Genomic DNA, 13913 nt, shown 5'->3' with positions numbered 1-13913 from the left:
TTATGAGTTAATTAGAGTTGGCTAAGACCTTTGCTGCTTCGCCTAATTTTTCATAGGACAAAATCATCGATCTTACGTTATGGTAGTTAATTTTCCATGAGTGGGACATGTGTCTCCAGATAGGTTCTCCCTCTCTAGTCATCAAAGGCCACCACTCACCGGTGTTAAAATTAATCATTTTATCGAAAACAAAACGATGTACTTGACGATAAGCATTCAAGAAGTCTTGATCTTTAGTTAAAAGGTAGGCATCTGCCATACCAATCAGCATTTCAGCCTGTTGCCAAAATTCCTTTTCTTTATCATAGACTTGTCCATCATGAGATCCTTCCACATATACACCCCCAAATTCCCAATCGATTCCATGCTCCATGGAGTGGTAAAATGCTTTTTTTAGGTTTTCCATGTAGTCGGCCACGGGGAATTTCCCTATACGTAATGCTTGCATAAGCAGCCAACCAAATTCTGAATTATGTCCATAGGAGGTATTGTCAACAGCAGAGGCTTTTTGTCCGCCCTCTGCAAATCGATCCCAACCCCAAACGATATCAAACTTAATTTGAGGCGCTACGCTCCAATCTGCCCAAAACTGAGGGACACCTGTTCCGTACACGGGATGCATGATTTTTTGAATCAAGATATCGATCGACTCCTTTAATTTTCTGCGGTGCACTTCTTTGCCACTTGCTTCATAAAGGGTGGTGAAAGCTTCCATTAAGTGCATGTGCACATCCAAAGTTTTTCGGTCGCCACCTGGAGATCCTGGGCCCATTAGTTCCCATTCTTCCGAGAAAAACTCCCAATATCCACCTAGGTTAGTATCTACGGCATATTTTTGCAATAAGTCAAAAGTCTTTTCAGCATATTCCAGACCGATTGGATCACCCGTAGCAAGTGTATATTCACTTAAACTATAGATGACAAAACTGTGGCCATATCCAATTTTTTGTTTGTTGGTCGCATTTCCTTTGCGGTCCATCATCCAGTAAAAACCTCCGTTTTTCTCATCCCACATTTTCTCTATCAGAAATTTAACGCCATGCTCGGCCATTTCCTTCATGATAGGACCACCAAATCCATGTCGATAGGCTTGAGAATAGGTAAACACGGAACGGGTTTGCGCAATGAGTGATTTTTCATCAGTTCCTGAGTCGTTTCCAAACTCATCAAAATGGGTTAAATAACCCCCATATTCTTTATCAATAGTTCTTTTTGACCAGAAAGGCAGTAAATGCGCTTCGGTATAATCTTTGATTTCTTTTCTTAGTGTTTCAATTTCTTGAACGTTCATAATTGTGATTGGTTTAGATCTAAAATTTCTTGAGGGGAGGCGGCACCGGTTTCGCCTAATTTGTGGATGGAAATATGTGCACACAAGGTAGCAAATTCGCAGGCTTCTTGTATGCTGGCACCTGCAGCCTTGGCGGCAGAGAATCCAGCTACGACCATGTCGCCCGCGCCGACAGTGTCGATTGGGCCTTTGGCGGGTATGCCTGCTTGCCAATGAAAATGATGTTGGTCGGCATAAATTAAACCTCGATCACCTAAGGTAACCAAGGCACCTTGTTGGCGGCTATTCACCCAGTTTTGTACAATATTGGGTACTAAATTATTATCTTCTAATAAGGCCGGGTCGATGTTGAGAACATGGGCTAATTCTGACTCATTTACTTTTAATAGTACATAATTAGCAAATTTCCCCAGACTTCTTAAATCAGCCAAGCCTGTTTTTTGTTGCTTTTGCAAAGCATTTTGCAACTTTTCAAGGAGTATTTGATTCAATAATGGATAGCGGAATTGCTCATTGATGATCACCCAATCATACTGGGCCAGTTGATCACAAAGTGCATTGACTAAGTCATTACTAGCCTGTGTGATATCTTTTTTTTGTGTTCCAAAGTCGATACGATTCAATTCCACATCTCCTAACATGGGTTTAGAATAGGTGGGTGTATCCATACCTTTCGTTTCACGCAAATTGTCGGACTGAATAGCTAGATTTTGGCAGTGGAAGTTCATGTCGCGACCAAAAATATCGGACCCAATTAATCCAAATGCGGAGGTGGGAACACCCAAGACAGCTAGGTTTTTGGCTACGTTTCCCGCTCCACCTAAGCCTGTTTTCGGGGATTTCGCCCAGTGAACTTCTTTGTTTGTTTCAACAGATATATCGCCGGTATTTTCAATTTTTTGAAAGTAAAAATCAATGGCAAAATCTCCTATGACTGCTATTTTTAGGGATGAAATGCGGCCAAGGATATGCCGTAATTGTTCGGGGGACATGCGTACAGGGTATAGTTTGAAATAATAGGTTTATAATCCTGTAAAGCTAAATAAAAATCAGGAAAAGAGCGGGGAAAGGAAATGGTAAATTGTGATATTTATACTTGGTGACATGTTGAAGATAATTGAAGCATGCTGTTTTTATTTAGCTTTCAAAAAACAAATTTCCCAATTGAATCTACATAGTAAATTCTATCTTCTACATCTTTATTGGAATCCATATTTCCTCCTCTGAATTTGGATCATTATTTTTATATTTTTCTCCCAAGACTTCAAAATGTGGTCGATGATCTAGTTCATATTGACTTGATGGTAACCACGAACCAAAGATATATTCAAAGATTTGAGAATTAGCACTTAAACCTTGGTAGTCAAATACCGCATAATGCCCGCCAGGTAATTGTAATTCGTTCATTCCATAGGGAATGTGAGCACTCGGACTTACTTCTAAACAGGCCCATTTTTCAAAGTTATTCGAAATGGAAAAATGTGAAAAATAATTCGGAGGGTAGTTTTGTAGTGATATTAAATTGGAGGAAAGAACCTGAGTTATTTCCTGGCGTCTAGGAATGAAGTTAGCCCAAAGTTGACCTGTTTTATTGGTTTGTAAGCTCATTTCTAGGTGTAAACCAATAAGTCTTTTGTTATGAATAAACTCTATACGGGGTGTCAATGTTGGAAAATGCATAAAGGAGAATTATGGTTTTTTAAACATGCGTTCATAACGGCTTATCCAATCTGCCACTGTTATTTTTTGGGCTAATTGAGCGATTAATTCATAGGGTATATCCTCCATTTTTTTGAATCGAATACAACTTTTGCCCATATCTAATTTAGATGTAGCATACTTTGGGTATTCAGCTTGGAACCATTGAAGTAAATGGTCATCTGCATATAAGCCCATGTGATACAAGGCAATAAAGTTCTTTTGGGAAGCGATGCTCAGGAAGGGCAGAGGTTCATTTTTTTTACAATGGTAGCCCTCAGGATAGGTTGCTAAGGGAACTACATAGCCAATCATGCCATAATTCATGGATTCTTCAAAACCCGGAGGAAGATGTTGAACTATGGTTTGTCGAAGTTTAGCGATGATTGCTTTTCTGTCATCTTCTAATTGGTTTTGATAATCATCTGGGGAAATAGCAGTTGTGGACATGGAGGAGATCTTAGATTTACTAAAGTAGTAAATTTGAAAATTATTCGGGAATCCCTCTGACAAGTTTCCATTTTCAACCTTATCAACTTTTTTGGAATGCCCTGGCAAAGAAGCGGATTTCTAAGCACTATATTAGTTTCATTATCATAGAAATATAGAACTAGGGAAATCCGCTTTTTGCCAAGATATTGTTAAGAGTAATTCTATACTTTAATAGCTTCTAGAAATTCTAATATAATCGAAACTGTTCAAGTAATTTCTAATTTAAACAATACTTATTGGGGAGGAAAAACAGAGCTTACTAGCTTAGCTTGTTCACTGGATGTACCCAATGAAAACGTAACGCTAGTAGGACTATTCGCAGAAATGGGGGTAGTCTTACCGTCAAATGGTGTTACTATTAAGTTTTCAATACCTTGACACAAGGGACCGCCTTGGGGTGAGCTACCATCACTCTGCCATAATCCATTATAAATCATGCCATAGGTACCTCCAGCAGGAACGGCATAAGTAGTGGTAACTTCATCAATGACAGTTACTAAAGTACCACTTAAGATTGGCCAACCTATTGCATTTGGATTGTCAATGGTGTGAATTGGATTGGTAAGAGGGCCTGTTTGTACATGTAGAACATAGGTATTGTTCTTAGCAGAAACAAATGTGAACTTAGCTTTTAAATTTGACATATTAATTAGAGATTATTTCCTACTCGTAGGCTTTTCGGTTTCCGCCTCTCATTGAATTGATTGAATGAGAACAATCCGTTTATAAAGTGGTATCTGCTCCACTTTTATATTTTTTGTCACCTTGGGTGGTCAGCCCTATTTGACCTTGGTTAACAATGCTTGCCGGTAAGGATATCCTTTTATAGTTTGGTAAGCATTTTATACAAATTGTTTAAGTAGAACTTTTGACAATTACTAACCTGAAATCAACTTTGCAGGTCATAAATGCTTCCAAATCTAGCTTTTCACTTTAATTACTATGAGCTAGATTTTACCTTGTTAAGTTTTTTTTTGTTAAGCGAAATTTAAATTCTTGAGTTTGTAGATAAAATCACCCTAATAGATAGGATATGAAGGCTTTGTTCTGAATTTCAAATAGGCCTATTTTTTGTAAACAAAAATTTAAATTCCCAAGATTGGGAATTTCCAATGAGGCCTAAAGTTGATTTTTGTCCTAAGGGTTAGATTTGTCCATGGGTTTAAACCCGTGCAAAGGATAAGGAAGGAAGTTTTTAAGGCATTCAAAAGATGCCTAAGGATAGTTGGATAAAAATAACAGCTTTGTCAAATTTTAAAAATTTGACAAAGCTAAACAAGTCCTTAGGCTTTCGGATTGGATTTTTCTCTTTCTAGGCCAATTTGATTGACCGTTTCATATAAAAACTTGGCATTGACTAATAGGCGATCAATTTCTTGGCCAAAGAATGAAGCAGTATGTTCATTCCATTTTTTAGGATTTTGATCTAATTCTCGGAAACTTTTAGAAAGCGTGGATATGTATTCTTTCTTCTGGGGAGCGTCATTGATGAAAATAGGAGGATATAAATCATACATCAGCATCCAGTTTTTAGCCACTCGGGTTACCCGACCGTTTCCGTCCACGAAGGGGTGAATACGTATTAATTCATGGTGAAAATAGATGGCTCGAATGATGGGGTTTGAGATAAATTGCATCCGATAAAACAGTTCAGACACCAAGCCGGGGACTTCGTTTTTGTCTGGACAAATATGGGCCCCAACTTGAACCAAAGATTTTCTGTAACGATTCGGATGAATGGCATTGGTTTCAGGGGAGACGAGCCGAAGTAATTGAAAAAGCTGAACTTCTTTTTCGAAGTTATGGTGCGAAATAATTTCCTCAATGACAAAATCCAGCGAAACCTTCAGGTTTTTTAAATATTCTTCTGCCTCCTCCTCATTCTGAGCCTCCATTTGGGCATTTTTGATGCTGAGAAGTTCTTGAAGCTCTTGTACATTGGTCAAATAAGTATCCAGTAAATCATCATCTAAATGATGCCGACTGTAGATAATAAGACGGTATATCGATTTAACTAAGTGGTTAATTTCATTAATTTTAGTCTGATTGACATTTATTTCTTCAATGGGTAATAATTCCATATCGACTTATTCTTAGTGATTTTTATGTAATAATCATGGCACTAACGAATTAAATGCAAGAATATTGGGGAGATGGAAATAAGAATCAATCCAATAGCGAGTCTTCAAACAGATTGCGGCCATTGGGCAGGATGCCATTAATTATCCTTAATTTCAGTTTCCTTAAAATGCGAAGAATTGGCTTTTCGGAAAATTTCATAATACAGGCCAATAACTAAAAAATCTCGACCAATTTCATCGTTTATTTTATAGTCAAATTGATGCAAAAGGCCAATTTGCAGCGTGGTAACTTTGGATGGTTTATAATTCAGCGCAACTAAAAATCGATTTCGTTCAAAGTAAGGTTCCTTATCCGTAAAGAAAAACTCATTGCTGACACTTACTTGAAAAGCTTGGTATTCATCCCGAACGCGTCCTAAAGGCAAGGCGGCCCCCATGCGATAGCGAAAACGATTTCGGTAGCCATTGCTGGTATACCTAAATTCCTGGCGAAATCGTTGTTCAATTTTTATTTTACCGATGGATTGTGATAGTGTTATTTGTGGCCAAAGTCTGAATTCATCATTGTTTTTGGGTAGTATAAAATTTCCCCCTTCCTTGTAGGTTTGGTAGCTACCAGCTCCTAATGTTAACTTGGCGTTTTTGTGGACTTGATAATTAATGCCTCCCTTGTATTCATAATAATGGAAGTTATTATAAAAGTTTATGGAGCGAATTTGGCCTTCTCCCCAAATGCTCCAAACATCGTTTACATTATAATTGGCATTTAGGATATTCCAACTTCCAGGCTTGGTATTTTGGGCTTGGAGAGCCTGAGTAGCCATACCTGTGATGAACAAGTATAATGTAATTTTTTTCATTAAATTGAATATTGGTGTAAAAAGCAAAGTTTTGGTTTACATTAAAACTTTGCCAATATAAGATTTCAACTCCTCCTTTAGGAATTGGAAAGTCCTGGCAAATTTAAGCAAAGGATTTTAACTAAATTGAATTGATTGGAGATTTGTCAAATTTTCAAAATTTGACAAATCTTAGGTTTTTTCCTGAGCTATTTTCGTAATTTTATACTCTGTTTCCCAATTAAAACTTTTGTATTTTGGCCTTAATCAAATCAATTTCTGGAATTCGTGGTACCATTGGCGGAAAGCCTGGTGAAGGACTTAGCCCAATCGATGTCGTTACTTTTGCTGCGGCTTATGGTACTTGGCTTCGTCGAAATAATCACCCATCCAATTCCATCGTGATTGGTCGAGATGCCCGTATTTCAGGGGAAATGGTTTCTTCCTTGGTATCCAATACCTTGATTGGATTAGGATGGAATGTGTTGGATATAGGATTGTCTACTACTCCCACTGTTGAATTGGCTGTGCCTTGGACAAAAGCTGCCGGAGGTATTATCATCACCGCTAGTCATAACCCTGCCCAATGGAATGCTTTAAAATTATTAAACTCTGAGGGTGAGTTCATTTCAGATGCCGATGGAAAAGCCTTATTGCAAATAGCCGAACAACAAGATTTTCAATTTGCGGAGGTGTTACAATTAGGTAAAATCACGCAAGATGATACCTTCCTAGATCAACATATTCAACATGTACTAGACCTTCCTTGGGTGGATGTTAATGCCATTGTATCCTCTAAATTCCGCATTTTGGTAGATGCCGTGAATTCAACGGGAGGTATCGTGGTCCCTCATTTATTAAAAGCCTTGGGTGCCGCTCATGTGGATGTAATCTTTGGTGAACCCAATGGTCATTTTGCTCATAACCCAGAACCACTTCCTGAAAACTTGACCGAAATGATTCAACAAATGAAGTCGGGAAATTACGACCTAGGTATCGTAGTTGACCCTGACGTGGATCGTTTGTGTTTTATCAATGAAGAAGGAACGCCATTTGGTGAAGAATATACTTTGGTGGCTGTGGCCGACTATGTTTTATCGAAGCAAGTGGGTAATACCGTTTCTAACTTGTCCTCAACACGTGCTTTGAGGGATGTTACTGAATCCAAAGGGGGGCATTATTTTGCCGCTGCCGTAGGTGAAGTTAATGTGGTGAATCAAATGAAGGCTCAAAAGGCCATCATAGGTGGAGAAGGTAATGGAGGAGTAATTTTCCCTGAATCACACTATGGCCGCGATGCACTGGTAGGTATAGGTTTGTTTTTAACGCATTTAGCCAATTCAGTTAAGAAAATATCTGAACTGAGAGCTTCTTATCCTGCCTATGTGATTTCTAAGAATAAAATAGAGCTTTCTGCTAATTTGAACGTGGATTTAATCCTTGATTCGATTGCCAAAGCTTATCAAGAATACAATGTCAATACGATTGATGGGGTCAAAATCGACTTCCCGAATGGGTGGGTGCATTTGCGTAAATCCAATACGGAACCCATCATTCGAATTTATGCGGAAGCTTCTACGGAAGAACAAGCCAACACTTTTGCTCAACAAATTATGAATGCGATTGAAAAGATCGCACAGTCTTAACATTTATGTCGAATACCATCACGCCTATCTATTTGGACAATGCGGCCACTACACCCATTGACCCAAAAGTTTGGCAAGAAATGCAGCCGTATTTTGAAAATTTCACGGCTAATCCCTCCTCGATTCACGCTCATGGCCGACAAGCCAAAGTGGCGATAGAGCGGGCGCGCAAGACCATTGCGACCTTATTGAACGCTTCTCCTTCAGAGATTTTCTTTACTTCGGGAGGAACAGAGGCAGACAATACGGTCATTCAATCAGCTGTTTTGTATGGTGGGGTTAAAACCATCATCACTTCTCCATTGGAACACCATGCGGTTTTGCATACGGCAGAGGCCTGGATGAAACTAGGTTTGGTCGATTTGAAAATAGTGCAATGTTTACCTGATGGTACCATTGATTTGTCGGATTTAGAACGCCTATTACAAGAAAACCCTCATGCTCTGGTGACCTTGATGCATGGAAATAATGAGATTGGTAATTTGTTGGATTTGAATGCCGTAGGTGCGCTTTGTGAGCAATATGGTGCTACATTTCATTCAGATACCGTTCAAACCATGGGGCATTATCGCCATGATATGTCGCAATTACCTGTTAATTTCATTGTGGGCGCAGCTCATAAATTTCATGGTCCCAAGGGTATTGGCTTTTTGTATGCCAAAGCGGGTTCCAAGTTTCATCCATTGATGCACGGTGGGGCTCAGGAGCGAAATCAACGAGGAGGAACGGAAAATGTGTATGGAGCCATTGGCTTAGCTAAAGCATTGTCCATTGCCTATGAAGAAATGGATGAACATGAGGCTCATATCAAAGGTTTGAAAGCTTATTTCATCGAAGGCTTGAAAAAAGCATTCCCTAATGTGGAGTTCAATGGTAAATCAGGTGACGTAGAAAATAGTTTATATACTGTTCTGAACGTGCGTTTTCCTCAGGTAGCCGATGGTGATATGCTTTTGTTTCAGTTAGATATTGAGAAAATTTCTGCATCAGGTGGTAGCGCCTGTTCTAGTGGAACATCGGTGGGCTCCCATGTACTTTCTGCCTTGAATCCAAATGCGACCGGTGCGGCTGTTCGTTTTTCTTTCTCAAAAAACAATACCCAATCGGAGATCGATCGGGTATTGGAGGTACTGAAGAAATTAATTCCTGCGTCTTAGTAAGCGCGGGCAAAAATAACACGTTGTTTTGATGGCTTTCCAGTAAGAATGCAGGTTCCTGCTTCTTCTGGAGAATCCAAAGGAATACAACGAATGGTGGCTTTGGTCAATTCTTTGATCTTTTCTTCCGTTTCAGGACTTCCATCCCAATGGGCCGACAAGAATCCACCGTCCTCTATTTTGGCTAAGAATTCATCCCAGGTATTCACTTCAAAAGTATTGGCTGCTCTAAAGTCTAAGGCTTTTTGGTAAATACTGGTTTGGATATCTTCCAAGGTATCTACAATCACTTGCTCTATGCCTTCAAATGGCAAACTGGTTTTTACGCGGGTATCCCGGCGAGCCAATTCGATGGTGCCGTTTTCTATATCACGGTTACCGATGGCTAAGCGAACTGGTACTCCTTTTAATTCGTATTCAGCAAACTTAAATCCAGGACTTTGATTTTCAGAAATATCAAATTTAACGGAGATAGCTCTTTTCTTTAAGGCAGCTACTAAAGGGTCAATCTTAGCTTTGATATTGGCTAATTGCTCTTCGCCTTTATAAATTGGTACAATAACCACTTGAATAGGAGCCAATTTTGGAGGTAAAACCAAACCTTGGTCATCCGAGTGTGCCATGATTAAAGCACCCATTAAACGGGTGGATACACCCCAAGAAGTACCCCAAACATATTCCTGTTGGTTGGCTTTATTCAAAAACTTCACATCAAAAGCTTTCGCAAAGTTTTGTCCCAAAAAGTGAGAGGTTCCTGCTTGCAAAGCTTTTCCATCCTGCATCATGGCTTCGATGCAATAGGTGTCTTCCGCACCAGCAAAACGTTCATTGGCTGTTTTACGTCCTTTGATGACAGGCATAGCCATAAAAGTTTCGGCAAATTCAGCATAGATGTTCAGCATTTGTTCCGTCTCTTCTACCGCTTCTTCTTGAGTAGCATGGGCCGTATGGCCTTCTTGCCAAAGGAATTCGGCTGTTCTTAGGAATAAACGAGTACGCATTTCCCAACGCATCACATTAGCCCACTGATTCATTAAGATAGGCAAATCGCGGTAGGACTGCACCCAGTTTTTATAGGTAGACCAAATCACGGTTTCAGAAGTAGGACGAATGATTAATTCTTCTTCCAATTTTGCTTCTGGATCTACGATTACTCCGTGGCCATTTGGGTCATTTTTTAGTCGGTAATGGGTTACCACCGCACATTCTTTCGCAAAACCTTCTACGTGAGAAGCTTCTTTGGAAAGGAATGATTTAGGGATTAATAGGGGGAAGTAGGCATTAACGTGTCCTGTTTCTTTGAACATGTCATCCAAAGCTCTTTGCATTTTTTCCCATATAGAATAGCCATAAGGTTTGATGATCATGCAGCCTCTTACCGCCGAATTTTCAGCTAGGTCCGCACGCTTCACCAGTTCGTTATACCATTCAGAATAATTTTCAGCTCTGCTGGGTAAGGATTTACTCATAAAAATAGCTTGTCGCGTAATTAATTAAATATTTATTCGTTTTATTTGTGTTAATATTATCACTCAACGAACGATTAGCGACAAAGATACGTTATTGTCCTTAGTTAAGCTTATACTTTTATCTCGAAGACCATGAAAAATCAACTAATTATCTTGTCTTTTCTGGGTATCGCGGCTTTATTTCAAGGCTGTGTGACCATTCAGGTCAGTCCATCAGGAGAAGTTGCCAAGAAGCAATTTGCTTCAGATGATTTGTATGATGTGCCCCAGCGTGCCGTGGCCTCTACCAAAAAAACCAAATCGGATTATTTGAACTTCGATGATAATACGGTGGTGATTGAAGAGGAGGAAGGCATAGCTGAACAGTCGACGTATTTGAACTCGAGAAGCGTATATAATTACAATAACAGTGTTAATCCGAATACCTACAACCAAGGATTCAATCGGGGTTTTAATGCGGGCTTTAATTCTGCCTCTGCTTGGAATAATTGGTATGTTAATCCCATGATTAGCTTTGGATATGGATTTGGTTCTCGTTGGTTCTCGCCATTGAATTCTTATAATATGATGATGAACCCTTACAGTTCAGCATTTGGAATGATGTATGACCCTTTCTTTGGTTCACCTTATGGCATGGGATCAATGTACGGATTTAATTCATTCCGTTATTATGATCCCTTTTATAACCCTTGGTCATTTTATAATCCATACCGTAATTTTGGTGGGGTAGTGTACAATAATTACAACTATTATAACTCATTAGGTTCTAATGGCTATAATTATAATAATACCACAGTAGATCCACCTCGTAAGGTTAATTATGGACCAAGAGATGCCGCTTCTTCAAACCGTGGTAGTTATGGGGATTCCTTCTCGAATACGCCTAGAAGTGGTAATAACTATTACAATAGTCAAGGTTCTAATCAGCCAAGTACTTATTCCAACCGTTCGGTAGGCACTCAATCTTATGAGCGTTCGGCCGCACCGAGAAGAAATAGTAATGTGGAATACCGTTATGCGGAACCATCCCAATCACGTCAAGTAGAAACCTTTTCTAGACCCTCTTATAATTCTGGAGGAGGTTCTTATGGTGGAGGTGGAAGTACTGGTGGCGGAGGCGGCGGTGGAAGTTCACGTGGACCTAGGTAATATTTAAACTTATGAAAAAGTACATTGTAACAATCGCCTTAGGATTGTGCTTACCTAACCTTGTGTTTGGGCAGATATACAGCTATGCCAATTTGGCCAAATACTTTTCTTCTACTTATGCTACAGGAACGGCTCGTATGCAGGCATTAGGAGGCACACACAGCGTTTTGGGAGCGGATATCAGTTCCATCTCGGCTAATCCAGCTGGATTGGGATTTTATAACCGTTCGGAAGTGCATCTAAGCATGGCTCAACAAAATTCGGAAACCTCTTCCAATTATTTAGGCACTAGTGCTAAGCAGACAGATGCCTTGTTTCATTTACCTAGTTTAGGTTTGGTTTTAGCAGGAGACCCTACTAGTTATAGCAAATGGCATGGGGCTTTTGGTATTAGTTTTACTAGGCATGTGGTTTTTACGCAACCTGTTTATGTATCAGGAACTAATAATCGTTCCTCTTTATTGGATTCATTCATTGAAAAAGCGGATGATAAAAAGGCTACCGGGGCTAGTTTAGATGATGAATATAGTTCTGCAAGCAATTATGCTGATAGCCCTGAAGCAGCAGCCTACCAAGCATATTTGATTGATCCTAATCCAATCAGCGGTGGAGTACCTTTCTCTCGTTATGAGCCTAATTTACCTACCTCACAAGTCGGAGAGGTGGTTAATTCCGGAGCTTTAAGTAGTTGGAATTTTAGTTATGGGGCTTCTTACATGGACAAATTGTACATTGGTGCAGGTTTACAGTTTTCTAAAATTACCTCCACAACAACGAGCTATTGGACAGAGGATTATGTAGGTGCACGGTATGTGGCGGCCATGAATTACCGAGAAAATTTAGTGACCAATGGTTCGGGAATTTCTTTGTCCTTAGGGATGATTTATAAATGGAGCCCTAATTTACGGGTGGCTTTTAATTTCCAAAGTCCTGCCTATTTTGATCAAATGAGTGAGCGTTATGATGCTCGGATAAGCCCGACTGTCAATGGCATACCTTCATTTGATTCCAATGGGACGCCTATCATTATCACTAAGGTTAGACCTGTTTATGTGACGCCCAATGAGTTTACATATCAAATGACCACGCCCATGACTTTATCTGGTGGTTTGGCCTATTTCTTTGGTAAAAGAGGCTTTTTAAGTATGGATTTGGCTTATGTGAATTACCCTGGCATGCGGGTTTCTTCAGGGGAATTATCCTCATTTGCTAATCAACAATTTCAAGATAAACATAACGGACAAATCAAGCGTAATTTTGATTCTGCTCTGAACATCAAATTAGGTACGGAAATACGCGTAACGCCTAACTGGAATATACGGGCTGGGGTAGCTCAGTTTGGGAGTGGATTTGCTAGTACCTATGATAGTATCGATCGCAATAGCCTTCAAATTTCTGGTGGAATTGGGTACCGCGCCTCTTCCTTTTATATTGATTTGACGGCTGTCAAGCGCAGTGCTAAAGATGGATTTACACCTTATAGCTTAAAAAATGCTGCAGATTATTCATCAGCCATGTTGACTAAAGATAACCTGCAGCTAGTATTAGGAGCTGGAATATTGTTCTAATTATTGAACGGGAACATAAGATTCAATCAACCATAATAATTGATTGACACTGATTTCTCCATCGACTTGTATATCCGCTTGTTTATAAAAAGGAAGTCTTTCTTCAAATGTCTTTTTGATAGTGGCTATGACCGCCTCCTCACTTTGGCTCTTATCTAACAGTGGGCGATTGTTTCCTTGGGCCTTATATAATCTTTTGGCTAGGTCGTTCAACTCCACGTTCAAGAAAATACTAATACCATGCTTTTTCATGTACTCCATGTTATCAAAAAAGCAAGGTACACCACCTCCTGTTGCAATGACCATGGATTGATCAGGTTGGAAACCGTGCAAGGTTTTGCGTTCTAATTCACGGAAATGAGCTTCGCCTTGAGTCGAAAAAATTTCTGAAATAGTTTTTTGTTCCCTTGTCTCAATCAGCTTATCCATATCCGTAAAACTAAATCCTAAGTTTTTAGCTAATTCTTTCCCAAGAGTACTTTTACCCGAGGAGGGCATTCCTATTAAATAAATATTTTTCATT

At 39.5% G+C, this 13913-nt stretch carries 13 protein-coding genes; 4 read left to right on the top strand and 9 right to left on the bottom strand.

The features are described from left to right. Window positions 1-7: 7 nt before the first annotated feature. From ACST15_RS10950 to ACST15_RS10920, 7 genes are all read right to left on the bottom strand, one after another. On the bottom strand, window positions 8-1291 hold the full coding sequence (locus ACST15_RS10950) for an AGE family epimerase/isomerase (RefSeq protein WP_459454696.1): 1284 nt from the start codon (window positions 1289-1291) through the stop codon (window positions 8-10). Continuing rightward, entirely contained in the window at window positions 1288-2283 is a 996-nt protein-coding gene (locus ACST15_RS10945) for a bifunctional heptose 7-phosphate kinase/heptose 1-phosphate adenyltransferase (RefSeq protein WP_459454695.1), read from the bottom strand. Before ACST15_RS10945 ends, ACST15_RS10950 begins: the two co-directional genes overlap by 4 nt. A 199-nt stretch (window positions 2284-2482) precedes the next feature. After that, a complete protein-coding gene (locus ACST15_RS10940; protein WP_459454694.1) occupies window positions 2483-2971 on the bottom strand; it encodes a GyrI-like domain-containing protein in 489 nt (162 codons plus the stop codon). Between the two features lie 9 nt (window positions 2972-2980). After that, a complete protein-coding gene (locus ACST15_RS10935) occupies window positions 2981-3439 on the bottom strand; it encodes a DUF1801 domain-containing protein (RefSeq protein ID WP_459454693.1) in 459 nt (152 codons plus the stop codon). A gap of 275 nt (window positions 3440-3714) precedes the next feature. Beyond that, a complete protein-coding gene (locus tag ACST15_RS10930; protein ID WP_459454692.1) occupies window positions 3715-4125 on the bottom strand; it encodes a hypothetical protein in 411 nt (136 codons plus the stop codon). A 639-nt stretch (window positions 4126-4764) separates the two neighbouring features. After that, window positions 4765-5562: a Fic family protein gene (locus ACST15_RS10925; RefSeq protein WP_459454691.1), complete on the bottom strand. Its 798-nt coding sequence runs from the start codon at window positions 5560-5562 to the stop codon at window positions 4765-4767. A 137-nt stretch (window positions 5563-5699) separates the two neighbouring features. Beyond that, window positions 5700-6422 carry a DUF2490 domain-containing protein gene (locus ACST15_RS10920; protein ID WP_459454690.1) on the bottom strand — a complete coding sequence of 241 codons (723 nt, stop codon included), beginning with the start codon at window positions 6420-6422 and terminating at the stop codon, window positions 5700-5702. Window positions 6423-6658: 236 nt separating this feature from the next. Here ACST15_RS10920 and glmM point away from each other — a divergent pair, with 236 nt between their 5' ends. After that, the gene (gene glmM, locus ACST15_RS10915) at window positions 6659-8047 is read left to right on the top strand and encodes a phosphoglucosamine mutase (RefSeq protein ID WP_459454689.1); all 1389 of its coding nucleotides are present in this window, start codon (window positions 6659-6661) and stop codon (window positions 8045-8047) included. 5 nt (window positions 8048-8052) lie between these two features. Further along, complete coding sequence (locus tag ACST15_RS10910; RefSeq protein WP_459454688.1) at window positions 8053-9204, top strand: cysteine desulfurase family protein; 1152 nt, start codon at window positions 8053-8055, stop codon at window positions 9202-9204. On the opposite strand, the gene proS is transcribed toward ACST15_RS10910, so the two are convergent. After that, window positions 9201-10673 (bottom strand): proline--tRNA ligase, encoded by a 1473-nt coding sequence (proS, locus tag ACST15_RS10905; protein WP_459454687.1) that lies wholly within the window; start codon window positions 10671-10673, stop codon window positions 9201-9203. The genes ACST15_RS10910 and proS overlap by 4 nt on opposite strands. Window positions 10674-10805: 132 nt before the next feature. Here proS and ACST15_RS10900 point away from each other — a divergent pair, with 132 nt between their 5' ends. Continuing rightward, on the top strand, window positions 10806-11822 hold the full coding sequence (locus ACST15_RS10900) for a hypothetical protein (RefSeq protein WP_459454686.1): 1017 nt from the start codon (window positions 10806-10808) through the stop codon (window positions 11820-11822). 11 nt (window positions 11823-11833) lie between these two features. Beyond that, a complete protein-coding gene (locus tag ACST15_RS10895; protein WP_459454685.1) occupies window positions 11834-13390 on the top strand; it encodes an OmpP1/FadL family transporter in 1557 nt (518 codons plus the stop codon). On the opposite strand, the gene ACST15_RS10890 is transcribed toward ACST15_RS10895, so the two are convergent. Then, window positions 13391-13912 (bottom strand): shikimate kinase, encoded by a 522-nt coding sequence (locus ACST15_RS10890; RefSeq protein ID WP_459454684.1) that lies wholly within the window; start codon window positions 13910-13912, stop codon window positions 13391-13393. Window position 13913 lies beyond the last annotated feature (1 nt).

The organism is Aquirufa sp. Wall-65K1 (genome assembly GCF_054558475.1).
Note: the sequence above shows the minus strand (reverse complement) of the source record. Positions and strands in the feature narration are given on the sequence as shown.

Bases quoted from the DNA above. Each gene is read 5' to 3' on its own strand.
- ACST15_RS10950 (WP_459454696.1), bottom strand. From the start codon at position 1,291: ATGAACGTTCAAGAAATTGAAACACTAAGAAAAGAAATCAAAGATTAT.
- ACST15_RS10945 (WP_459454695.1), bottom strand. From the start codon at position 2,283: ATGTCCCCCGAACAATTACGGCATATCCTTGGCCGCATTTCATCCCTA.
- ACST15_RS10940 (WP_459454694.1), bottom strand. From the start codon at position 2,971: ATGCATTTTCCAACATTGACACCCCGTATAGAGTTTATTCATAACAAA.
- ACST15_RS10935 (WP_459454693.1), bottom strand. From the start codon at position 3,439: ATGTCCACAACTGCTATTTCCCCAGATGATTATCAAAACCAATTAGAA.
- ACST15_RS10930 (WP_459454692.1), bottom strand. From the start codon at position 4,125: ATGTCAAATTTAAAAGCTAAGTTCACATTTGTTTCTGCTAAGAACAAT.
- ACST15_RS10925 (WP_459454691.1), bottom strand. From the start codon at position 5,562: ATGGAATTATTACCCATTGAAGAAATAAATGTCAATCAGACTAAAATT.
- ACST15_RS10920 (WP_459454690.1), bottom strand. From the start codon at position 6,422: ATGAAAAAAATTACATTATACTTGTTCATCACAGGTATGGCTACTCAG.
- ACST15_RS10910 (WP_459454688.1), top strand. From the start codon at position 8,053: ATGTCGAATACCATCACGCCTATCTATTTGGACAATGCGGCCACTACA.
- proS (WP_459454687.1), bottom strand. From the start codon at position 10,673: ATGAGTAAATCCTTACCCAGCAGAGCTGAAAATTATTCTGAATGGTAT.
- ACST15_RS10900 (WP_459454686.1), top strand. From the start codon at position 10,806: ATGAAAAATCAACTAATTATCTTGTCTTTTCTGGGTATCGCGGCTTTA.
- ACST15_RS10895 (WP_459454685.1), top strand. From the start codon at position 11,834: ATGAAAAAGTACATTGTAACAATCGCCTTAGGATTGTGCTTACCTAAC.
- ACST15_RS10890 (WP_459454684.1), bottom strand. From the start codon at position 13,912: ATGAAAAATATTTATTTAATAGGAATGCCCTCCTCGGGTAAAAGTACT.